The organism is Terriglobus saanensis SP1PR4, assembly GCF_000179915.2.
Taxonomy (GTDB): Bacteria; Acidobacteriota; Terriglobia; order Terriglobales; family Acidobacteriaceae; genus Terriglobus; species Terriglobus saanensis.
Genome location: NC_014963.1, coordinates 4,140,854 through 4,163,056, shown reverse-complemented (window position 1 = coordinate 4,163,056; position 22,203 = coordinate 4,140,854). Strand labels below are relative to the sequence as shown.

Here is a 22,203-nt window from a genome sequence, read left to right as displayed (position 1 = left end):
AACAAAGTCCTTTTCGCAGAGACTCCCCGTTCTTGTCTCGCTGCTCGTAGCTGGAGCGTGTGTCCTGCTCTGGGCATATACGCGCGAGCGTGGAGGGCTCAATGAAGCCTTCTACTTCTTTATTCCGCAGTACGAAAACTACAGGCTTGGAGAAGCACTTTACCGGGACTTTGACTTCGTCTACGGTCCACTGATGTTCTATCCTGCTGTTCTCCTGGTGCGCTTCACTGGCATGCTCTACGTCGATGCTTACTTCCCATCTGGACCATCGAGTCCATCATTGGCGTGTATTTTATCTGGAAGGCCGTTGACTGGACGGCTGGGGCAGTTCCGCGCGCTAAAAGCATCTTCCTGCTTATCGCGGGATTCTTCTTCCTGGCAATCCAAGGCGAAGGAATGCAGTACACTCCTGTCCGGTTCCTTAGTTCGATCATCCTTGCCCTCTGGGTGGAACGCGCGTACCGGTCCGGTAAGAATCTCTTTCTTGTCTTCTCTATTGCGGGAGTCGGCGCAACTCTTGTACTCCTCTTCTCTCCCGACCAGGGCATTCAATTCATGATCGGGACATTGCTCTACTTCACCTTATGCCAGCGCAACCCGCGCAAAGGTCTTTACCCTGCGCTGATCCTGTTTTGCCTGTTCTCGGTGGCGGCTGTCGCCCTTGGATGGAGGTTGGGAGAGTTCAAATACTTCGTGAGAATCGGTGGCGGAGCGTTGAACTTTCCACTCCTCTTCAGCCTGACGAGCGTCATTGTTCTTCTCTATGTGGTCTTCGCTGGAGCGATCGCTATTGCGGCTTATCGGAACAAACAACTCGATCATCCACTCATTTATCTTTTGGCTCTCGCCTTGATCACCATGCCGCCAGCTATGGGACGGTGTGATCCCGGACATATCTTCATCAACACCATCGGTGCAGCGCTCGCGGTCATGGTGGTTTTCGCTCAACACAAGGTTTTTTCCGTCTGGGTACGCTTCCCTTTGCTGGTCTGCTGGCCTTCCTTTACATCTCGTCGGTATGGCCAGATAAAACGCTCTCAGTGCCATTTCAGGAGATGGCTGCGCAGCCTGAGCGTTATCCTAAAATTGCTCGTCTCTACGAATGGATGGAGATGCGAATGCACGGGCAGGTGGTCGCAGGCGAAAGAATTCGCAAGATGCACCTTGTCGTTGACCTTCCTGAAGGAAAACGGCTTCCCGATGGAACAGCGCTGCTCGCACCTTTGGGATCGAGTGTCGGCCTCCATCCCCCGGAGCGCGGCGTACGAATTTTCTCCGGCCGTTATCCAGGAAGCTTGCTCACGTCCAATAACTTTTCCGAAGAAAAAATCGGAGACATGCAGCGCAATCCAACGCGTCCTCTTCTCCTGGCTCAGGACTGGCAAGGGGGATGCGTTATTAATCCAGAGAACCTGCGCTCGACGATGAAGGACGTTTTTAAAGCACCGTACGCGCCCACCGTGAAGCATCCGTACCAGCCGTTCCAACCTGTTTGCCAGTACATCCGACAGAATTATCAGCTCTCGGAATACGCATCGCCATTGGCGGGCATGAAAGTCTACGAACCGCTCCACCAGGACTAGGTGAAGCCGTCAGCGTCTACTGACTTACCAGCTGAGCAAACAATCTCTCTAGGACGCCGTGCGTCTCCGAACAAACTCCCGTATGGGCCGCTGAAGTCTGGATGACTGTGCTTCGTGGCGAGATCAGCCAGTGGAAGCGTTCGCGTTGCGAGAGCTTTGCGATGGGGCCTGCGGAGAGGTCGCCTTCGCAGATGCGCACGACGGCTTTCGCATGTTGCTGCACCATGGGGATGTCCAGGGAAGGCCAGAGGGCGCGGAGGCGTTGTTCGTCTACGTGTACTTTGGCGGCGAGGTAGCGCTTCTCCAGGCAGAAGACGATGACGCCGATGTTGACGAACTCCTGCCGCTCCACGCGTGGCACAACGCGGAGGACGGCGTAATCAAACGAGGCGTTGGTGGGCACGGATCGCCTCCTCTTCAAAGATTGGGGACGCAGCGAGGCGGCGCATCAGGTAATCGAGGTACGCTTCGCGTCGCACGGCCGCAGAGGAGATTGGCGTTTCAAGCCACGCTTCGGGGACCATCGCCAGAATCTCTCGGAGCAGATCCGCTGTGATGATGATTTTTGCCTTGGCTCCGGAGATTGCGATCTCGCTCGCCCAGGGGAGCAGAACGTGGTGCTGGCTCGCCGCGAAGGGCGAGGCGATCTTCTCCTCAGCGGTCTCCCAGTTGTGGTGAAAGAAGAGCGCTGCGCCGTGGTCGATGAAGTAGGTCTGCCTGTGCCACATCAGCAGATTGGCATTGCGCGCAGTGCGGTCGACGTTCTGGACGAACGCATCGAACCAGACGGCCATCGAAGCGATTTCTGGAGAAGCGATGTCGCCCGCAGCTGGATCGAACATGGTCGATCCGGGGAGATAGTCGAGCGCGAGGTTCAGGCCGACGCTGGCTTTGAGCAAGTGGCGAATCTCGGCGTCGGGATCGCTGCGTCCCAGGACGGCATCGACCTCAACAAAGACCAGTTCCGGTACGCGGAGGCCAAGGGCGCGACCGATCTCACCGGTCACCAGTTCCGCAACCAGCGCGAGCGCGCCCTGTCCCGCGCCGCGAAACTTCACGACGTAGAGACCGAGGTCATCGGCCTCCACAATGGCAGGCAGAGAGCCGCCCTCGCGGAGGGCCAGAACGTAACGCGTTGCTGCAACGGAACGAAGCATGAGCTTCCAGTGTATGACTTCGATGCTTCAGGCAAAGAGCCGCTGTTGCACGGCTGCTGGTTCCCGCTGCGCGGGTTTCTTCGTATCGCCTGCGTCGCGGGTCAGCAGGGTATCTCTGCTGCGTTCGTTGAGGCGGTATTTACGGCAGGATGCCGCTACGAGCGCGCGCAGACGTTCTCGGTATGGCCCTGAGGCAAAGTCCATCGTGCGGAAGCGCTCCGCGTAGTCGTTCTCCAAGGCAGGGAAGTGCTCTTTCACGAAGTCGAAGTACGTTGGGCGTGAGCAGCTTTTGAGGAAGAGCGGCTGTGCGGCGAAAAAGCTGGCCCCTGCCTCCGCGCTCCACTTCGCCATGGCGTCGATTGCTTCGGGCGTGTCGGTGATGCCGGGCAGAAGCGGCGAGTTCAACACGCCTATCCGAATTCCCGCTGCACGGAAACGCCGCACCGTGCGCATGCGCAGATCGGGGCGTGGCGCGCGGGGTTCCAGCTTGCGGGCCAGTTCGACGTCGGGCGTGGTGATGGTCAGGTGGATGACGAGCCTGCTTTTCGCATCGATCTCGCGCAGCAGGTCGAGGTCGCGTTCGATCAGTGTGGACTTGGTGACGACTCCCAGCTGCAGGCCGGAGCGCCTGGCCATGACCTCCAGCAGAGATCGCGTGACGCGCTCCCTGCGTTCGATGGGCTGCCATGGGTCGGTCGCGGTTCCCAGGGCTATCTCTTCGTGGATGGTGCCGCGCTTCTCCATGCGGCGCAACTCCTGCTCCAGCAGCCACGCCGCGTTCTGCTTGATGAAGATCTTTCGCTCGAAGGCTTCGGGGTCGCGCAGCTCCATGAACTCGTGCGTGTAGCGGGCGTAGCAGTAGCGGCAGCCGAACTCGCAGCCGCGATAGGGATTAATGCTCCAGACCATCCACTTCAGCCGTTTGGAGACCGACTTGTTCAGGATGGACTTCACACCGAGCGAGCGAAACTCGACGTCGTGCCCGGCATCGAGCCAGTCGCTCTCAGCGGCCATCTTCGCGATGGCGACGGGAGCCTGCCCCAGAATTGGAAATAATACATCGCCCATATTCGCCTTTTCTTCGCTTTCCATTGCAGCCTATTCCTGCTGCTGGTCTGTGTCAAAAGAAAAGATTCGAGGGTTTAGCGCACCGCAGGATGGATTTCGATCAGCTGTTTAGCCGCGCGGATGCCGGAGCGTATGGCGCCGTGCACCGTTCCCCAATGCCCGGTGATGTCGGTATGCTCTCCGGCGAAGAAGAGTGTGCCTTCCAACGGCTGCGTCATGCGTTCGGAGGCATCCGCACCTCCCGCTGCGACGTAGCTGTAAGCTCCGTGGGCAAAGGGGTCGGAGGTCCAGTCGTGCGTTCCATAGCCAAGAAGCTCTTGCCGAACGGCCTCGACGGGAACGCCGAGAGCGAGGGCGAGATCGCGCACGGCGATCTCGGCGATTTGGCTTGGATTCAACCCGGCGAAAGCTATTGCCGCCGGTCCACCGGTCCATGCCGTCATGATCGGGTCGACGGACGGGTAAGGCGTCCAGAAGGCTTCAAAGGCAGGGCCTTCCGGGACGCGCCGCTTTTCAGGAAAAAGGAAGGAGAGCTTCTGCAGCTTATGGTGCTGCGCATGGTTCATCTCCGCCCAGAAGCGTGTGCGGAAGACCATGGAAACACGGCAGACGTGGCCCATCCGCATACGCTCCGTTTCCCGGAGGAACTCTACGGGCTCAGGGTCGAAGGTGACGGACTTCTTCTGCAAAACGCCCAGGGGAAGTGTCACCAGAGCGGCCTGTCCCGCGAATTCTTTGCCGTTGTCTGCGTGGAGCTTTACCGTACCGTGCGACCATGCGATCCGATCCACGACTACACCCAGTTCAATCTTCCCGCCGATACGCATTAGCTTCGCAGCCATGGCCTCGGCCAGTCGGGAGTAACCACCGCGCACGTGGAAGAGGCGGTCGCCTTCTGTGGCATCTTCCGCGCGCTGCTGAATCGCCAGCGAGCGGATACTGATCACACGATGGTCCGCCGCGTTGAAGCCTTCGACATATCCGATCGCGCCTGCTGCGTCTTCGGGGCTTGTGCCTTCCTGTGCGAGATATTCGGCGAAGGTCATGTCGCGGTGCGCATGCATCTCGCTCCACTCGGTCATCTTTTCCAGCAGATCCAGGGGCGATTCGTCTTCCGCATCTCCCTCTTGCTGGAGATCGAGATGTCCCCTGTTGTCCAGGTCATAGACAAGGTCTTCGCCGTCCAGTTCATAGTGCTCGAGGTTTTCTTCACGCAGCCAGGCAAAGGTGTCGGGCGGAACGCCGTGTATGAACTCAGCGCCGGTCTCCACCACGATGCCTGCGGTCTCCACCGAACGGATGCGTCCGCCTACGCAGTCTTTCGCCTCCAGCACGGTGACGGCGTAGCCTGCCTCTGCCAGATGCACCGCTGCGGAGAGTCCCGCGACGCCCGCTCCAAGAATGATGATTTCGCTCATGAGGGATTGGACGCCAGAAGTTCGCGAAGAAGATTGATGGCTTCGGCTTTTGTCGTAATGCGACCTTCGAGTTGCGCGTCTTCGATTTGTTCCAACAGAAGTTTGAAGCGTGGGCCGGGTTTCAGGCCAGCGTCGATCAGGTCGCGTCCGGTGAGAAAGAGTGCGGGTTTGATGGTGTCCGGGGGAGCGCTTTCGTACTGCTGTTTGGCAAAGTCGTAGAGGCGCAGGTCGCCGTGTGCCGACGAGGCGTCCATCCAGTGGAGGCGCAGGTGTTCATCGAACTTCGGCAGGCGGAAGAAGCGCTTCAGGGTTGCGGGCTTCATCTGCATCACGTCGCCGAAGCGCATGTGGTTGGCGACGAGGAGACAGATCTGCTCGGTCTCGTCGTTGGACATGCGCAGGCGGTTGCAGATGGTGCGGGCCATGGTGGTGCCGATCTCAGCATGGCCGTCGAAGCGGATGCGCGGCTTGGCATGCGTCGGGTCGGGTGCGCGGAAGGTGGGAGGCTTTCCGACGTCGTGCAGCAAAGCGGCCCATCCCAGTTCCATGGAGCATCCTGCCTGCAGCTTTTCCAGCAGCAGAAGCGTGTGTATCCAGACATCGCCTTCGGGATGGAACTGCGGCGGTTGCTGCACGCCCTTCATCTTTGCGACTTCGGGAAGGACTTCCCGCAGTAGGCCGGTTTCGTCCAGTAGCTCGAAGGCGCGCCGTGCGTGGCCCTCGGTCAGCATGCGCGTCAGTTCATCGCGCACGCGCTCATTACTGACCTGGTTGATGGTGGGGGCCTGCGCCTGAATCGCCTGGAGCGTACGGGGTTCGAGCGTGAAGCCGAAGCGTGCGGCGAACCGTACTGCCCGCAGCATGCGGAGCTTGTCTTCTTCGAAGCGCACCTGCGGTGTGCCGATAGCGCGGAGGATTTTCGCTTCGAGATCGTCGCGCCCACCGACGAAGTCCAGCACCTCGCCGGTCACGGGATCCATCATCATGCCGTTGATGGTGAAGTCGCGCCGGAGTACGTCGACCTGCGGCGTGTCGGCGTAGCGGACCTCGGTGGGTCGGCGGCCGTCTTCGTAGGCTCCGTCGGCGCGGAAGGTCGCCACTTCGGTCTGCGAACCGTCGTTGTCGCAGACGATCACCACGCCAAAGTGCGCGCCGACGGGGAAGGTGCGACGGAAGAGTTTTATGACGGCATCCGGGCAGGCGTTCGTGGCGACGTCGTAGTCTTTCGGCGCGTGGCCCATGAGGAGATCGCGCACGCATCCACCGACAAAATAGGCGGAAAACTGCACGCCACGCAGCCGCTCGACGACGCGCAGAGCGGCTTTCTGCTGACTTGCTGACTCGCTGACCTGCTGACTCTCTGTACTCATTTCGTCCACTACTATAGTCAGATGCGCCCAGGTGGACTCATTCTCGGCATTGAAAGCTCGTGTGACGAGACGGCTGCCTCCGTGGTGCGCGGCGGCCGGGAGGTGCTTTCGAACGTCGTGGCTTCGCAGATGCAGATGCATGCGCTTTATGGCGGCGTGGTGCCGGAGCTGGCTTCGCGCGAGCATCTGCGCAACATCACCCCGGTGATCCGGGAGGCGATGTTCAAGGCAGGTGTTGCGTACGGTGATCTGGATGCTATCGCCGTCACCTCCGGTCCGGGGCTGGCAGGCGCGCTTCTGGTGGGGATTTCCTTCGCAAAGTCGCTGGCGTTTGCGCTCGACAAGCCGCTGGTGGCGGTGAACCATTTGGAAGGCCACATCCACGCCGTGCTGATGCAGGGCAGCGAGTCAGCGGGTCGGCAAGTCGGCGAGTCAGAGGAGGAAGTGCCGGTGCTCGCACTCGTAGTTTCGGGTGGACACACGCATCTTTACCTCGCAAAGCAACGCGCTGGTACGTGGCACTACCGCAACGTGGGCCGGACGGTCGATGATGCGGCGGGCGAGGCGTATGACAAGGTAGCGAAGCTGCTTGGGCTTGGGTATCCCGGCGGACCTTGGATCGATACGCTTGCGCCGCATGGGAATCCGAAGGCCGTTCCGTTCCGGTTTGCGGAGATCAGGCATCGCGGCGCGGATCCGAGCGCCGAACCTACCTTTGATTTTTCCTTTTCCGGGATCAAGACTGCTGTTCTGCGCTATGTAGAGACGCATGGGATGAAGCCTGCCATCGATGCGCGCCGTGCCGAGTTCGCTCACCTGAAGCCTGCGTCTGCCGTGTCCCTTCTGGATCGGCAGACGCTTGACCTGCTGGCCAGCTTTCAAAACGCCGTGGTCGGCAATCTGGCGAAGCAGACGCTGCGGGCAGCGGACCATTTTGGGGTTCGGACGATTCTCGTTTCGGGAGGAGTCGCGGCGAACCGGGAACTCCGTTCGACAATGACCTCGCTGGCGGCGGAAAAGGGCATTGCGGTTCACTTCCCGGAGCTTGCCCTGTCTACGGACAATGCGGCGATGATCGCGGCGGCGGCTTGGCCTCGCTTTGTTGCGGGCGATTTTGCGGGTTCGGGGCTCAATGCCACGCCGCAGCAGCGTCTCGGATAGAGCTGCGTGGGCTAAAATCACTAGGCACAGTACTGCGGCGGCAAACGATCTTTTTGCAGGGAAACCTTCCGGCACGCGCGCAAGTCTTGAGGGGCAAGCAACACCGGATGGCAATCGACCTCTTCAACACCCTGGGCGGCCGCGTGGAAGCGCTCGTGCCGCAGCATGACAACGAACTGCGCATGTATTGTTGCGGGCCCACCGTCTACGATTACGGCCATATCGGCAACTTCCGCACCTTCCTGCATGTCGACGTTTTGCGTCGTTTCGCCGCTCTGAAGGGCATGAAGCTGAAGCACGTCATGAACGTCACGGATGTGGACGACAAGATCATCCGCAACGCCGCCGCCGCCAACATGCCTATCGCCGAATACACGGCCAAGTTCGAGCGCGCTTTTTTTGAAGATATGGACGCCCTCGGCGTGCAGCGTCCGGAGATCATTGCCCGCGCGACGGAGAACATCGGCGACATGGTGACGCTGATTGAAAAGCTCGCCTCCGAGGACATTGCGTACAAGACGGAAGACGGCTCCTGGTACTTCCGGATCGCGCGTTTTCCCGATTACGGAAAGCTTTCAAAAAAGGACTTCGACGGAATCGAAGACGGCGCGCGCGTGGATGTGGACGAGTACGAGAAGGATGCTGCACGCGACTTCGCTCTCTGGAAGGCCGTGAAGCCGAACGAGCATAGCTGGGATACGTCCTTGGGTATCGGTCGTCCGGGCTGGCATATCGAGTGCTCCGCCATGGCGATGAAGCATCTTGGTCCGACCTTCGATCTGCACGCCGGTGGCGAGGATCTTACGTTTCCGCACCACGAGAACGAGATCGCACAGTCGGAGGCGGCTTCGCATGTGCCGCTGGCAAGGCATTGGTTTCACGTCCGCTTTTTGCTGGTGGAAGGCAAGAAGATGTCGAAGTCGGAGGGTAATTTCTATACCCTGCGCGACCTTCTGCTGAAGGGCTATCGCGCCTCTGCGATTCGTTTTCTGCTGCTTTCGGTGCCGTATCGCCACCAGATGAACTTCACCTTCGAAGGACTGACGGAGTCGGCCAACGCCATCGACCGTCTGCGGACGTTTGCGCGGCGTCTGGACAAGGGCGAATTTGCTGTTGGCGAAAACGCCGGCCTTGCGGCCCTTACCACCGAGAAGCTGCGCCTCTTCGACGCTGCTCTTTCGAACGACCTGAACACGGCCGAAGCTCGCGCCGCGATCTTCGATCTCGTGCGTGCCGCGAACTCTGCCGCAGATACCGGCACTCTCCTTGCCGGAAACGTCGCGTCCATCCGCGACCTTTTGGCCCGCTTCGATTCGATCTTCGACGTCCTCACCGATCGCGATCAGCAGGTCACGCGCGACGCTCTTGCCTGGGCCGAAGCCGAGGGTCGTCTGGGCGAAGCCGCGCCGGATCTCGTTGCGTCTTCTAGCTTTTCCGAAGACGACATTCAGAAGCTGGTGGACGAGCGCACCCTTGCCAAGAAGCAGAGGAACTTTGCCCGTGCCGACGCGATCCGCAAGGAACTTGCCGAAAAGGGCATTCTGATCGAAGACGGCAAAGACGGCGTCTCCTGGAAGCGGAAGTAGCTCATGGACAGGCTCTGGACGCCGTGGCGGTACGCGTACATCACGGACAGCGGCCCTGCCGGACGCAAGGGCGTGCCGGAGGCCCTGGCGGCCTGGCCTGGGGATTGCGGTTGCGTCTTCTGTAATCTCATCGGGTCCGCCAACTGGGCCATCGAGCAGGGCATGCCTCCGGAAGAAGCCGAGGCTCCTGGCCACATCCTCCTCCGCGCGGAGTATTGCTACCTCGTCCTGAACGCCTTTCCCTATAGCAGTGGCCACCTGATGGTGATCCCGTATGAGCATCTGCAGTCGCTGGCGGCGCTTCCTGTCGCGGCGGCGGAGGAGATGATTCGCCTCACGCAGCGGGCGGAGACGGCGCTTCGGGCGACCTACAAGCCGAACGGCATCAACCTTGGAATGAACCTGGGCGAGGCTGCCGGTGCGGGTGTGGCAGAGCATATCCATATGCATGTGCTCCCACGGTGGGTGGGAGATTCCAACTTCATGTCCGTGATCGCGGAGACGCGCGTCCTTCCCGAAACGCTCGACATCACTTGGAAACGTCTACGACAGGCAATCGCCGACACCGAAGCGTCTTAAAACAGACAACTTCATCCCACGAAAGTGTCATCCTATGCGCAGTGGCTGGGAACTGAGACTTCAGCCGCGCCCGACGCACAATCAATCGATGATTCGCGCCGCCGGGAAGATCTCCCTCTCGTACTATGCGTCCCCAAGATGTAAGGAGCAACACATGCGGAAATCAAAGCGGAACTCAGAATTCGCCCCCACAGACGCTCCCGAGACAGCAACGTCCGCTGCCTCATTTAAGCCATTAACTCTTTTGGCTATCGCTCAGATGGAAGGCGAGGACGCCCATATCACCGGCATGACCCGGTCTTTGGGACGTCGCTTACTTGGACTCAACATGCCCGCTCCGCGCATGCCTGCGCAGCGTTTGAGCGGCCCTTTGACCCTCAATCAACGTATCGCATAAAGACTTGCAATAACCGAAAAAGCCTCGGCATCTGCCGAGGCTTCTTTATTTAACTCTCTACTCTCTGTCTCCTAATGCGTTGGTTCCTTGATCGGAACGCCGCCGCGAAGATCTCCCTCACCCGCACCGGAGACGCGTGTCGCTTCAAAGTTGATCAACTTCCATCCACCGGCGGGAATGCGGCGGTAGACGCGCGTGTAGCGATACTTGCCGGCCAGCTCAATGCCCTCCAAGGTCGCCTCGATGTGGGCGAGAGAGACGACGATGGCCGTGTCGTCATGCAGACGCGTCTTCGAATCTTCCACGTCGATTTTTCGGAAGACATATCGACCCGCCGAGACGCGCTTGAGGTACTGCGCCTTGTCCGTCAGAGTTCCGTTGGCGGAAACGCCGAGAAAGTCATCCGCCAGAATCGGCGCCATGGCGGAGGAGTCCCCGTGCATCAGGGCGTCGTGCCACTGGTCTTCCAGCGCTTGGATGGCCTTGGTATCGCTCTTCTTGTGACTGCCTTTTCCGTGGGTCAGAAAGGCGTGCGACGGGACGGCGACAAGCAGCATCGCCGCCGCCGCTGTAAGCCATGCTCGTCGATGAAAAAACTTTGGCATCGGTATCCGGGATACTAGCGAAGCAAAAGAACTCTCGTCAAAAAATCGTGGAAACATCTGTGCAATAAGATGCCCTTTGTGGGCTTGGAAGCGGTCTGCTCTTCAGGAGACGGCCGCGAGGTTTTCTATCTCGCGAAGTTTCATCATCTGGTAGAGGCCACCCACGGCGTACTTTTCAAAGTGCGGTGACTGGCGATGTGCTTCCACGGCGGCCTGATCGCGGTACTGCTCGTAGATCAAGACCGTTTCCGCATCTCCATCCACAAAATGACAGATGTAGCTGACGCAGCCGGGCTCTTTGCGCGTCTCTGCGGTCAGTGCCCGCAGGACGCGCTCCACCTCGTCGTGGTCTTCCATCGTAAATTTCATCCGAACCGTGAACGTCACCATAGTGATCAGCCTATCCGATTGCCGCGGTAAAGTCTGGCATCGTAATGGTCTGTTCACGATCGGGGCCTGTGGAGACCATGCCGATCTTGGCGCGAGACTCCCGTTCCAGGAATCGCAGGTAATCCTGCGCCGCCTGGGGAAGCTTGTCGAACTCGGTGATGCCCTCGGTGGAGGTCTTCCAGCCGGGGAGCTTGGTGTAGATCGGCACGATGGACTCAAATCCGCGCACATCCGCGGGAATCAGGTCGGTCTCCTCGCCGTCGATCTCGTACGAGGTGCAGACTGGGATCTCGTCCATGGAATCCAGAACATCCAGCTTGGTAACGACCAGCCACTCGGTTCCGTTCACCATGTTGCTGTAGCGCAGCAGGGGCAGATCGAGCCAGCCGCAGCGACGCGGGCGTCCGGTGGTTGCGCCGTACTCCTGACCGCGCTCGCGAAGCTCTTCGCCGTACTGCGTCATGTCTTCGGTGGGGAAGGGGCCTTCACCGACGCGAGTGACGTACGCCTTGGTGACGCCGATGACGGTGCCGATGGCCGTGGGGCTGACGCCTGTTCCGGTGACTGCACCGCCGGAGGTGGAAGAGGACGAGGTCACAAAGGGATACGTGCCGTGGTCGATGTCTAGCAGAGCGCCCTGGGCGCCTTCAAACATCACGCTCTCACCGTCGGCGATGGCGTTGTTCAGAAGGACGGCGGTGTCCGTGACGAACGGGGCGACCTGGTCGGCCAGGCGGGCGTACTCTTCGTAGATCTTTGCCGGGTTGAGGGGTTCGGTGCCAAAGAGAGCGTGCGCAATGGAGTTCTTCTCATGGCAGGCGTTGGTGATGTGGGTCCGCAGAAGCGCCGGGTTCATCAGGTCGACAACACGCAGGCCATTGCGGTGAATCTTGTCTTCATACGCGGGTCCAATGCCGCGGCGGGTAGTGCCGATCTTCGTGCGGCCTGGGGCCGTCTCCGCTGCGAGTTCGATCATGCGGTGGTAGGGCAGGATCACCTGTGCACGGTTGGAGACAAAGAGCTGCTCTCCTACGGGGAAACCCTGCTCTTTCAACATCTTGACCTCGGCCAGGAAGGCGGCGGGGTCGAGCACGACGCCGTTGCCGATCACGCCCTTGCATCCCGGACGCAGAACGCCACAGGGGATGAGGTGCAGAACGAATTTTTTGCCCTTGATGATGACCGTGTGGCCTGCATTATGTCCACCGGCATACCGTGCTACGACATTGAACTTTTCACTTAAAACATCAACGATCTTGCCTTTACCTTCATCGCCCCATTGCGCACCAAGCACCACTGCTGTCTTCTTTGTCGTCACGATTGGGGACTCTCCAGGAATATAAAGATAGGCGACGAAGCCAGGCGGAAGCACCCACGCCAAACCAGCCTCGTACACTTCATTTTATCCTGAGATGAAGCGTCACGACCTGTCGTGCATCGAAGGAAGGAAGATATGAACCCAGAACTCGCCTTCAACGCCTACGTCTTTCTCCCGAACGCGCTGAACCTCGTGGAAAATCGCATGCAGATCGACTACGACACACAGTTGGGCTCTACGCCGGAAGAGGTCGCGGCCCTGCACTCCAAGATGCTCGCACCGCAGCCGAACCAGGTTTTACCCTTTATCGCGTCTTTGTCGCCACGCGAAAAGTCTCTTCTGATTGGCGTCGGAACGCTCGTCCTGGGAAGCATGGACGACGAGGAGCTGGCCGCGCTGACGGGTCTGCCGCGCGCGGAGATGGAAGACGTGCTGAACTTTGTTGGAGAGAGCGAGGAGGCGTAGTGCCTGAGCTTCCTGAGGTAGAAACCGTAGCGAATGGTGTCCACGAGCGCGTACATGGCCGCCGCATTCAGCACGTCACGCTAGGCACGAAGCCGGAGCCGCTGAAATCCCCGGCAGCACTGATCGAAGAGACGCTGACGGGGGCGCGGATCGAGCGGGTTCATCGCGTGGGAAAGACGATTGTCTTCGATCTGCTGCGGGATAAAAAGCCCGCTCAGTTCACAGTGCATCTGGGGATGACGGGGCGTCTGCTGGTTTCGAAGGGAGAGGTGGAAGTTCCGCCGCATACGCACGCGATTCTTGCGCTCGACGATGAGCGGGAGATTCGGTTTGTCGATCCTCGCCGCTTCGGGCGGTTGGCTGTGATTGCGCCGCAGACGACGTATGCAGGGACGGGGCAGGAACCTCTGACGATTGGTTTAGAAGACTTTATCGCGCTCTTCAGAAGCCGCAAGACGCCGATCAAAGCGGCTTTGCTGAATCAATCGCTGCTGCATGGTGTCGGGAATATCTATGCAGATGAGAGTTTGTTTCGCGCGGGCATTCGGCCGAAGCGCCAGGCCGGGCGGCTGACGCGGGCGGAACTCGCTCGGCTGCACACAGCGTTGAAGGACGTTCTAAAGCATGCGATTCAGCTGGGGGGATCTTCGGTGTCGGATTACGTCGATGCCGATGGGGTGCGCGGCTTCTTTCAGTTGGAGCACAAGGTGTATATGCGGACGGGGCAGCCGTGCCTGGTCTGCGAGACGCCGATCAAGAAGATCACGGTAGGTGGGCGGTCAACGCACTTTTGTCCGGTGTGCCAGATCTAGCTCTCGGAAATCGTCGGTACAGCGGGAATCGACGTTGGCGTATTGCGGCCGATCTTATGCGACTTCATCCGCCGGCTCACCCAGACTGCCAGTTTATGCGAGGGCACTTCGATCACCCGATGGAAGAGATAGGACATCACGAAGATGATCAGGAGCAACTGCAAATGCGATCCTGTGAGTAACGACAACATGCCAACGGTTCCGAAAAGGGTGATGCTTTCCGGAACGAGCGTATGAACGAGGTACACGGAATAACTCCATGTTCCGGTCCACTCCAGAAATGGAACTGGGCGCTTTTCCTCGAAGCGGCGAATCTCACAGCCTAGCCAGAAGCAAGCCAGGAACGCGAAGAGATTGAGGGTGAGGGTGTTGCTTGCGTAGGGGGAGTGCACGTGAAATTTGATGATTCTCAATACGACAGCGATCGCCACGATCGACCCTCGCAACGCCCAGATGGAGATCTGATTCAGCGTGGGAAAGCGCTCAACGGATTCGGCAAGCCAGCAACCCATAATCCAGCACGGGAGGCCGATAAACCAGGTAAGTTGTGGCCCCATAGCCGGATAATTATTTTGCATCTCTCTTAGTACGCCTGTGTGTGTAAGAAGAACCGCAAGGCTGCCAAGGTAACTAACAAGAATCATCTTTACCCAGCTGAAGGAAAAGCTGAGTTTGCGCAGAAGGGGATACAGAAAGTAGTAAATCAATTCGCATAGCACACTCCAAAGTATGCTGAAGGCATTGAAGGTACTCACAAAGTCGCGAGCGTGGAAAAAGAAGGCGCTGTAACTAAACGCTATGGCCGCTGGTAATCCGACCCTGACAAGCCTTCGAGCGAAATACGGACCCAATTCGATGGGTCGGCTGCCGCGATAAGGCAGATGAATACAGAATCCGCTAATGATGAAAAACACAATGACCGCTGCAGGCCCATTCCAAATAACGCCGATCGATCTAACCAGAGAATCGGGGATGTGAGCGAAGTGCTCTTGCGAATTGAACAATTCGATATGGTCTAAGACAACCACCGCAGCGGCTAGCCCGCGGATTGTGTCCAGACCGCGGTAACGCCCTCGGGAATCTCTCCTGGATGGAATAGTGAAGGCCTTATCTTTCTCCGAGAGAACGTCGTTCATTTCGTTACTTTAGCGCATCCCAACCTGGCGACAGTCGCCGAGCAGGAAAATAAGCCATTAGTAATGTTCAGAAGAGATCCAGCGATTTTCGAGCAGGTAACAACCTCTAACCCGCCACAAGTTTTGCGCCGTCCAAGGGATTCACGAGTGCTTAAAGTACTGGATCGCGCGCTCGTGCTCCTGCGCTTTTTCGCGCGAGGGAAATGTGCCCAGGTTCTTTCGCTTGCCTGTTTTCTTATCGACCGACCGCGAGTAGATGCGGAATTCACCGGATTTTAATTTACGAATCATGAGAAGTTGGACGCGGCTATAAAAACATCCGGATGCCGGCGATACCCGCTGCACCTGCGCCAAGACACGCCTGCGCATTGGCTTCGTTGACGTCTCCCAGGGCGAGAACCGACATCTCTCCGATCTCGGCCGCGCTGCGGAGAGCATCCAGCCCGACACCGTCCTGAGAGTCTTTTCCGAAGATCGGGCTGAAGAGCGCGAAGTGCCGCAAGTTTGCATTGGCCCTGCGAACGTCTTCGAGTGAGTGGCAGGCGACGCTCACCACCAGGCCGCTTGTTATGGTCTCGCCTGCGCGGTCGGAGGAGAGATGTACGCCATCCGCTCCTGCAGCGCGGGCGTCTTCTTCCGAGCCGTTGAGAAGGACTTTCATCTTCCCTACGCCCCGTGCAGCGGCCAGGACGGCTTCCAGGAGCAAGATCAACTCGGAACCGCCGAGGTCTTTTTCGCGGATCTGGTAGAAGTCCACGCCCGCTTTGGAGAGACGTTCTGCCTGCTGCACGAGTGCTGCGCGCCGGTCCTGCTCGTCTCCCGGGTACTGCGAACGGTCTGAGATGGCATAGCGAATCATGGGGCGACCACTTTGTAATAACGCGATTCCGGAGCGGCGCAACCGCCGCAGATCAGTTCGTCGTCGCGCAGAACGCCCCGTCCGTAGTTGATTCCCTCGCCGCAGATGGCGCAGGCTACACGGCCGCCTTTGTATCCGGGAAACTCGTTTGCGGGCAGAGGGACTTCGACCCACTCCACGGAGAAGAGTTCGGCGTCGGAGAGTTCGCGATAGGCGGTCATCTGCTGTACGTTTTTCTGTTCGATCTCGGAAAAACGCTCGCGGGCGAGTTCTCGTGAACTCTCCAGAGCGGCGATGCGGACTCCGCCGTAAACGTCGTCGGCAGCGACGCGGGTGAGGTCGACGAAGGTCGCGGCCATCTTTCCCCAGTCGACGAACTTGAGGGCGCGCTTGCCCAGACGGCAACCTGTGACGACGCCGATGGCGTCGGTGGCGCAGCGGTCGATTTCGACGAAGGTGACGAGGCGCTTGCGATCTTTGCCGCGGGGTTCTGCGATCTTGAGCAGATCGCAGGCATGCATGGCCATGCGGACGCCCAGGACCTGGCCTGCGCAGAGGTGGCCGTGGGCTATCTCTGCTTCTTTGAGGAGGGCTTCGAGTTCCATAGGAAAATCGTACGCCTGTGGGGTGTCTGTTTGTTGTGCCGAACCCCTTTGTCATTCTGTAGCGCAGCGAAGGGATCTGTTGTTTCCTCACAGATCCGGTTTGTGCGCTCCGCGCGACCCCACCCTTCGCAATGAAGCCGCGAAGAATGGGGCACGACGTTAGAAGCTAGTTTTCTTCGGCGTCACCGTCTTCTATCAGCGCGGCGCTGGTTCCTACAACGTCGAAGCTCATGGCGGGGCCGTCTGTGGGCTTCAGGGTGACGCGCATTGGTTCGCGCTGCCACAAGGGAGTGGCGCAGACGGGGCGGACGCGCTCGTCCTGTGGCCATTTGCCAATGACTTTCTGCAAAGCGGCTTTGCGACCGCCGATCTGCCAGACGTCGGCGACGAGACCGCCGCCACGGACGGTGGTTTTTACGCCGCAGTACGCGCCGTAGTCGCGGTACCAGGAGACCTCGCTCACGCTGGCGTCGAAGTCAGGCAGGTGCAGGGCGCTGACGCGGCCAGAGGTGCGGTCGACCAGGAGCCATGGGCCCGGCTGCCAGACCCAGTGGGCGGATTTTTCACCGGGGAGCGTGTCGTTCACGTGCAGGACACGGCGGACGACGAAGGTGCGCTCCGTTACTTCGTGGATTTCGCCGGTAGTCCATTCCTTCAGCTTGGTGTCGACGAGGAGAGGTCGGACTTTCAGGGTTCCGGCTTCGTCGGTTTTGTCCTCCCGAGCGACATCGGCGGCGAGGTAAGGTACTTTTTTCACTGAACCTAGAACTACGGTGTGAATTTTGGTGGCGGCGAGGACGGGAAGTGAGCAAAGAAAGAGCAGGTGCACAGAAGCACGGGAAAGGGTCTGCATGCGGCGCAGATTACCGGGTTATTTCTTCCGACGCAAGCGGACATTTGTTCCGGTGCAGGCGACTTTCTTCCGGGCCCTGTGAGCGAAGTAGATTCCTGCATGCAAAGTTGAGGAAGACCGCATCTCCACACGCTTTTGCGGCGTAGTATCAAGCTGATAGCAGCAGCGAAACGACCGCCGAAAGGAACTGATTTTATTATGTGGAAACCGAATACTCCTGGCGCAGGCCCAACCACTCCTTCTACTCCCGAGCCAGTACGCTCCGCCGCCAAGCCGGCCTCCAGCTTTGAAACCACCACCTCGCCGCGTCCCTCGACCGGCACCCCTGCCTCGTCTTCCGCAGTCCCCACCGCGGGCGACCAGGCGACGATCGGCAAGTCGCTGATGGTCAAGGGCGAGCTCTCCGGTTCCGAGTCCCTTTACATCGATGGCCGCGTCGAAGGCGCGATCAATCTTCCTGGAAACCGCGTCACCGTTGGCCGCAACGGCCAGGTGGCGGCGAATATCGTTGCGCGCGAGATTGTCGTTCTCGGCAAGGTCCGCGGCAACTGCCAGGCTTCCGACCGTGTGGACATCCGCAGCGAAGGTTCGCTCACGGGCGATGTGATCGCGGCGCGGATCAGCATCGAGGATGGCGCGTTCTTCAAGGGCGGGATCGATATCCGCAAGCCTGGGCCGAATGATGCGGCTCCGGTGGCCGCTGGTTCGGAGTCGATTGTTCTTGAACCGACGACGTAGTTTTTTGTGGCGCGAAGACCCCGGCGATTCGCCGGGGTCTTCTGTTTAATCACGGATCTAGGTTTAACCACGAGTCTGGGTGCCCCGTACATCGCGCTTTTGCGATGTGCGGGTGGGGTGTTTGTTGTGGGTTTGGAGCTAGAAGCGGTTCGCGCTTCGCACGAATACCCACACATGCGATGAAGCTGCATGTATGGGGAAACCCGGTTCCGTGGTTTTCCTTTGTCATCCCGTAGCGCAGCGGAGGGATCTGCTGTTCTTTTCCCGATTTCCTGACAGATCCGGCTTGTGCGCTCCGCGCGACCCCACCCTTTCGCATAAAGCGCGAAAGAATGGGGCACAAAATCAGAAGCGGGGTGGATTCAGGATTCAAGTGCAACATTTTTTACTTTATCTGGGTTTTGCCAGAAGTGTACGAAGTCGAAGTCTCCTTTTGGGAGGAAGAGTTCAGCTGGGGCTTTGTTTCCGAGGGATTTTCTGATTCTTGCGTTGAGCTGCATGGCGATTTCGTCGAGTTGCTGCTGGGAGTAAACGCTGAGGTCCTGTCCCTTGGGGAGGTATTCACGGACCAGGCCGTTGGTGTTTTCGTTGATGCCTCTTTCCCATGGGCTGTGGGGATGGGCGAAGTAGACCTTGACGCCAGACTTCTCTGTGAGGGTGCGGTGCTGGGCCATCTCCCTTCCCTGGTCGTAGGTGAGGGTGAGGCGCATGGGGCTCTGGAAGCGGTTGAGGATGGTGGCGAAGGCGTTGGCGGTGGTCTCGGCGCGACCGTCCTCGAGCTTGACCAGGGCGAGGAAGAGCGTGGTGCGCTCGACCAGGGTGCCGACGCGGGAGCGGTTCATCCTGCCCTTGATGAGGTCGCCCTCCCAGTGGCCGGGAACGAGACGCTCGTCCACCTCGGTGGGCCGCTCGTCGATCAGGGTCATGCCGTCCACGAAGGGCCGCTGGTGGCGGTTGGGATCGCGTGTGCCGCGCTGGGGACGCTTGCGTCGCAGAAGGCGCAGCAGCTCCGTGCGCAGCTCGCCGCGCGGCATGGCGTACAGCGCGGTGTAGATGGTCTCGTGCGAGATGCGCACAGGCTCGGGCATACGTGACAGTGTGGACGCGATCTGGAACGGACTCAAGCGCTGGTGAAGATACCGGCGAACTTCGGTCCATAACGGAGTGCCCGGCACCAGCTTCCGCTCCACGCGGGGCTTGCGATGAGCCTGCCGCGCCCGCTGGCCGGCACGCCGCGCCACGTAGCCGCCGTTGCCCCAGCGACGGCTCTGCGCACTGCTCTCGCAAGACCGCTTCCAGCCGTTGCGGCGCAGCTCCCGCGTCACCGTCGATCGCGAACGCTGCAGACCGGCGGCGATCGACGCTGGTCTCCAACCCATCTGAAGCTGACTCTGAATCACAACACGTTCAAAATCATCCAGCTGACCATAACAAATCCCCATACACAACACTCCCTCTTCAGAAATGTTGCACTTGGAGTCTGACACCAGCCAGATCCCTCCGCTGCGCTACGGGATGACAAATTAGAGATTCTCTACAAGTACTCTTTGAGGCGGTCGGCGTAGCGGGAGTAGAGGAAGCTGACGCCGAGCAGGGCGATGCCTACGCCGATCAGCGAGAGATAGCGGGCGGTCTCTTCCAGTTGCCAGACGTCGAAGAAGACAAGCTTTGCGACACCGAGGAGCAGAAGTCCGACCCCGGCCAGGCGGTAGCTTCTTTCACTTACAGCGAGTGCGAGGAGGAAGACGAGGACACCCAGAACGCTCCAGGAGAGTGTGAGCCAGGCATTTTCAATCTCGATACCCAGCCACGCGACGATGAGTGCGAGCGGAAGGAAGAAGAGAAGCTGTTCTGGTTTTCTCAGGAGGAGATTGCTGGTTTCGATTGGCTTTCTGCGTAGAAGGAAGGCAATCGGCACGACTGCGAATAAGAGTCCTGTGGCTACCCAGAATGGCCATCCTCGCCAGGACGCAAGCGAAAAATTGACAAGGAGCACACGCACCACGACCATGCCAGCGAGAAGGAGCGCCTGCGCGCGGACGCGGATGCCGTCGCGCAAAAGAGCGGCCGCTGTTTGTATGACGACCATGGCGGCCCAACCGACGATGAGCCATTCTTGACGGAGTTCCAGATAGAGCAGAGTGGAAAGTACCGTCGTTGCCGCCGTAGCTGCGAAGCCTGAGATGAGGCGACGTTCGATGTTGCTCGTCTCTGTGCTGCGACGAAGGCGTTCACTGCAGGCGGCGCAGGCTGCCATGACGACGATGGCGGCAGCGATCCGGTTCTGATTCCCTGTGAAGTTCACAAGGAAGAGTCGAAGCAGGGTGATTGCAAGCACCCCATAAGCCTGTGTCCGGAGAACGACGGACCGGAAGCGAGTACCGGTTTCCAGTAGAAGCAATGCAAGAGCAGCCCAGGCGAAGATGGTTGTGGCGAAAGGAAACCAGATCCAAAGTGCGACGGCCGCGCAGGACGCCGCGGTAAAAGAGCCGGTTTGGAGCAAGGGTAATTCCCGATCGTTCGGTGTAAGTCGGAGGCCGGGGTACAGCCACTCTGCATTGATCCAAAGCAAAACGGCGGCCAGGACATACGTTATGGCGATCAGCATGCTGTCGTCTGTGGTCGAGGTTCCGTCGAAGAGCGAGAGATGGTTCAGCGTAAGGATGAGGACGCTTGCAAGAAGCGCCAGGCTGCCGATCCAGCGAAAGATCTTTTCCCGCAGGAAGAAGCCTGCGAGAAAGAGTGCTTCGCCTTCCGCAAGCCAGAGCATGGGCCACGTGGCGTCCCGATAACGGAAGGGAATGGCGGCAAGGAGAAGAACACTGGCGAGCGTGGCGAGGATGGCGAAGGCTTTGGGGCGTTTGCGCGAGCGGACGACGAAGGCGAAGACGAGTTCCAGTGCGCCGAAGCAGAGAAGCGCACGGAAGGCCCACTCCGGATGGAAGCTTTGGTAGCGCATGACGAAGAGGATCGCCGCGGAGTTCAGCACGGCTGCGGCCCCGGAGTGCGACTCCGCCTGTTCGGTCTGCGGCGTTCGGAGAACATATCCGATCCGGAAGATGAGATAGAAGAGCAGAAGAACCGCAGTGGAGGGCCAGAATTCAGCGAAGGGATGACCCTGGCCGCCCGCTTTGGAGAGAGTTTGGTCGAGCCAGAAGAAGTGATTGGAGTAAGCGGCGGCGATGCCTGCGATCTCCAGTGCAAACCAGCCTTCGCGCACGCAGACGATCTCCAGACCGAGTGCCAGCAAAGCGGAGGCGAGCAGGCTGTAGACGGTGACCTGCGAGAGTGTAACGGTCGAAAAAGCGAGGAGGAAGGCCAGTCCGGTGACCACCTGCGAACGGTAACGCAGCGAGTGAAGCACCATGCCCGCGCCCACGAGGAAGAGGAGAACGAGGTCGACAAATTCGCTGTCGAGGATGCGCGTGGCTTCGAAGTAATGCGCTGCGTAGATCGTCAGGAAGAGGAGTGCCCAGCCTCCTCCAATGAAGGCGCGGGCGAAGACCTGATATTGCAGCTTGCGCTCCAGCCAGAGGCCTCCGCCGAGAAGGGCGCCACTGAGGACGAGGCCTGCGATGACCTTACCCAGCGCGCCGATATGCGTGAGTTGATAGGCAAGGAAGAGGGCCACGCCGAAGACCAGGAGGGTGATTCCGAGACGATTGAGCCAGTTGGTGCCGAGGCTCTGCTCGATGGATTTTTTTGCAGGGCGTTCCACTGGTGGAGGTGTGAAGGCTGGCTCTAAGAGCGCAGGGGTTTCATGTAGTTGCTGCGGTGGGGTGTCGAGCGGTGCGATGGGTTTGGCCGGTACAGGATAGGGAACGGGAATAGAGGCTGGTTCGTGAACGGTCTCTTTTTGCGCGGAAGGTTGATCGAGGGGCCGCTGCACAGTTGAGCTCATGCGGGCTATGGCTTGACGGAGCGATTCGATCTGTTTGTTGGCGTCGTCGAGCAGCCTACGAAGGCTATCTGTGTCAGACCTGCGTTGTTGATCCAGCCAGTGGATATAAACGAAAAGGCCCAGGCAGAGAAGGATTGCGAGGATTCCCATCAACGGCCTCTGCGGAAGAAGCGGGCGAGGATGACGACGAGGACCACGATGA

General features: G+C 59.4%; 23 protein-coding genes. 8 read left to right on the top strand and 15 right to left on the bottom strand.

The genetic code is table 11. The annotated features are described in order from the left end of the window. Positions 1 to 582: 582 nt before the first annotated feature. Entirely contained in the window at positions 583 to 948 is a 366-nt protein-coding gene (locus tag ACIPR4_RS17090; protein WP_187290207.1) for a hypothetical protein, read from the bottom strand. 170 nt (positions 949 to 1,118) lie between these two features. Between ACIPR4_RS17090 and ACIPR4_RS17085 the strand changes: the two genes are divergently transcribed. Next, positions 1,119 to 1,583 carry a hypothetical protein gene (locus ACIPR4_RS17085; protein ID WP_041586161.1) on the top strand — a complete coding sequence of 155 codons (465 nt, stop codon included), beginning with the start codon at positions 1,119 to 1,121 and terminating at the stop codon, positions 1,581 to 1,583. Positions 1,584 to 1,599: 16 nt separating this feature from the next. Here the strand turns inward: ACIPR4_RS17085 and ACIPR4_RS17080 are convergent, their stop codons facing one another. From ACIPR4_RS17080 to ACIPR4_RS17060, 5 genes are read right to left on the bottom strand one after another with little or no spacing between them, the layout of a single operon-like run. Beyond that, a complete protein-coding gene (locus tag ACIPR4_RS17080; protein WP_013569924.1) occupies positions 1,600 to 1,986 on the bottom strand; it encodes a DUF3037 domain-containing protein in 387 nt (128 codons plus the stop codon). After that, a complete protein-coding gene (locus ACIPR4_RS17075; RefSeq protein WP_013569923.1) occupies positions 1,964 to 2,740 on the bottom strand; it encodes a HipA family kinase in 777 nt (258 codons plus the stop codon). The genes ACIPR4_RS17080 and ACIPR4_RS17075 overlap by 23 nt, the downstream gene beginning before the upstream one ends. 27 nt (positions 2,741 to 2,767) lie before the next feature. Next, a complete protein-coding gene (locus tag ACIPR4_RS17070) occupies positions 2,768 to 3,832 on the bottom strand; it encodes an SPL family radical SAM protein (RefSeq protein ID WP_013569922.1) in 1,065 nt (354 codons plus the stop codon). Between the two features lie 50 nt (positions 3,833 to 3,882). Further along, on the bottom strand, positions 3,883 to 5,226 hold the full coding sequence (locus ACIPR4_RS17065) for a flavin monoamine oxidase family protein (protein ID WP_013569921.1): 1,344 nt from the start codon (positions 5,224 to 5,226) through the stop codon (positions 3,883 to 3,885). Continuing rightward, positions 5,223 to 6,596, bottom strand: coding sequence for a CCA tRNA nucleotidyltransferase (locus ACIPR4_RS17060; RefSeq protein ID WP_013569920.1), 1,374 nt, complete (start codon positions 6,594 to 6,596; stop codon positions 5,223 to 5,225). Before ACIPR4_RS17060 ends, ACIPR4_RS17065 begins: the two co-directional genes overlap by 4 nt. A 21-nt stretch (positions 6,597 to 6,617) precedes the next feature. On the opposite strand from ACIPR4_RS17060, the gene tsaD reads away from it, so the two are divergent. From tsaD to ACIPR4_RS17040, 4 genes are all read left to right on the top strand, one after another. After that, complete coding sequence (gene tsaD, locus ACIPR4_RS17055) at positions 6,618 to 7,757, top strand: tRNA (adenosine(37)-N6)-threonylcarbamoyltransferase complex transferase subunit TsaD (protein ID WP_013569919.1); 1,140 nt, start codon at positions 6,618 to 6,620, stop codon at positions 7,755 to 7,757. 107 nt (positions 7,758 to 7,864) lie between these two features. Further along, positions 7,865 to 9,343 (top strand): cysteine--tRNA ligase, encoded by a 1,479-nt coding sequence (cysS, locus tag ACIPR4_RS17050; RefSeq protein ID WP_013569918.1) that lies wholly within the window; start codon positions 7,865 to 7,867, stop codon positions 9,341 to 9,343. Between the two features lie 3 nt (positions 9,344 to 9,346). After that, a complete protein-coding gene (locus ACIPR4_RS17045) occupies positions 9,347 to 9,922 on the top strand; it encodes an HIT family protein (protein WP_013569917.1) in 576 nt (191 codons plus the stop codon). Positions 9,923 to 10,076: 154 nt separating this feature from the next. Further along, on the top strand, positions 10,077 to 10,319 hold the full coding sequence (locus ACIPR4_RS17040) for a hypothetical protein (RefSeq protein ID WP_013569916.1): 243 nt from the start codon (positions 10,077 to 10,079) through the stop codon (positions 10,317 to 10,319). Between the two features lie 71 nt (positions 10,320 to 10,390). Here the strand turns inward: ACIPR4_RS17040 and ACIPR4_RS17035 are convergent, their stop codons facing one another. The 3 genes from ACIPR4_RS17035 to ACIPR4_RS17025 form a co-directional block, all read right to left on the bottom strand. Then, positions 10,391 to 10,924, bottom strand: a complete 534-nt coding sequence (locus tag ACIPR4_RS17035; RefSeq protein ID WP_013569915.1) for a nuclear transport factor 2 family protein — start codon at positions 10,922 to 10,924, stop codon at positions 10,391 to 10,393. 102 nt (positions 10,925 to 11,026) lie between these two features. After that, entirely contained in the window at positions 11,027 to 11,314 is a 288-nt protein-coding gene (locus tag ACIPR4_RS17030; RefSeq protein ID WP_013569914.1) for a putative quinol monooxygenase, read from the bottom strand. A gap of 10 nt (positions 11,315 to 11,324) precedes the next feature. Further along, positions 11,325 to 12,632, bottom strand: coding sequence for an adenylosuccinate synthase (locus ACIPR4_RS17025; RefSeq protein WP_013569913.1), 1,308 nt, complete (start codon positions 12,630 to 12,632; stop codon positions 11,325 to 11,327). A 135-nt stretch (positions 12,633 to 12,767) separates the two neighbouring features. Between ACIPR4_RS17025 and ACIPR4_RS17020 the strand changes: the two genes are divergently transcribed. Further along, entirely contained in the window at positions 12,768 to 13,097 is a 330-nt protein-coding gene (locus ACIPR4_RS17020) for a hypothetical protein (protein ID WP_013569912.1), read from the top strand. After that, positions 13,097 to 13,909 carry a bifunctional DNA-formamidopyrimidine glycosylase/DNA-(apurinic or apyrimidinic site) lyase gene (gene mutM, locus ACIPR4_RS17015; protein ID WP_013569911.1) on the top strand — a complete coding sequence of 271 codons (813 nt, stop codon included), beginning with the start codon at positions 13,097 to 13,099 and terminating at the stop codon, positions 13,907 to 13,909. Before ACIPR4_RS17020 ends, mutM begins: the two co-directional genes overlap by 1 nt. On the opposite strand, the gene ACIPR4_RS22260 is transcribed toward mutM, so the two are convergent. From ACIPR4_RS22260 to ACIPR4_RS16995, 4 genes are all read right to left on the bottom strand, one after another. Beyond that, positions 13,906 to 15,045 carry an acyltransferase family protein gene (locus tag ACIPR4_RS22260; RefSeq protein WP_013569910.1) on the bottom strand — a complete coding sequence of 380 codons (1,140 nt, stop codon included), beginning with the start codon at positions 15,043 to 15,045 and terminating at the stop codon, positions 13,906 to 13,908. The two genes, mutM and ACIPR4_RS22260, sit on opposite strands and share 4 nt — an antisense overlap. A gap of 307 nt (positions 15,046 to 15,352) precedes the next feature. Further along, on the bottom strand, positions 15,353 to 15,904 hold the full coding sequence (locus tag ACIPR4_RS17005) for a thiamine phosphate synthase (RefSeq protein WP_013569908.1): 552 nt from the start codon (positions 15,902 to 15,904) through the stop codon (positions 15,353 to 15,355). Further along, positions 15,901 to 16,509, bottom strand: coding sequence for an FmdE family protein (locus ACIPR4_RS17000; protein ID WP_013569907.1), 609 nt, complete (start codon positions 16,507 to 16,509; stop codon positions 15,901 to 15,903). The genes ACIPR4_RS17005 and ACIPR4_RS17000 overlap by 4 nt, the downstream gene beginning before the upstream one ends. Before the next feature lie 166 nt (positions 16,510 to 16,675). Next, positions 16,676 to 17,362, bottom strand: coding sequence for a hypothetical protein (locus tag ACIPR4_RS16995; RefSeq protein WP_013569906.1), 687 nt, complete (start codon positions 17,360 to 17,362; stop codon positions 16,676 to 16,678). 198 nt (positions 17,363 to 17,560) lie between these two features. On the opposite strand from ACIPR4_RS16995, the gene ACIPR4_RS16990 reads away from it, so the two are divergent. Further along, positions 17,561 to 18,100 (top strand): bactofilin family protein, encoded by a 540-nt coding sequence (locus ACIPR4_RS16990; protein WP_013569905.1) that lies wholly within the window; start codon positions 17,561 to 17,563, stop codon positions 18,098 to 18,100. A gap of 362 nt (positions 18,101 to 18,462) precedes the next feature. On the opposite strand, the gene ACIPR4_RS16985 is transcribed toward ACIPR4_RS16990, so the two are convergent. Both ACIPR4_RS16985 and ACIPR4_RS16980 read right to left on the bottom strand, forming a co-directional pair. Continuing rightward, a complete protein-coding gene (locus ACIPR4_RS16985; protein WP_013569904.1) occupies positions 18,463 to 19,542 on the bottom strand; it encodes an IS30 family transposase in 1,080 nt (359 codons plus the stop codon). Positions 19,543 to 19,634: 92 nt separating this feature from the next. Further along, complete coding sequence (locus ACIPR4_RS16980; protein WP_013569903.1) at positions 19,635 to 22,151, bottom strand: DUF2339 domain-containing protein; 2,517 nt, start codon at positions 22,149 to 22,151, stop codon at positions 19,635 to 19,637. Between the last annotated feature and the right edge of the window lie 52 nt (positions 22,152 to 22,203).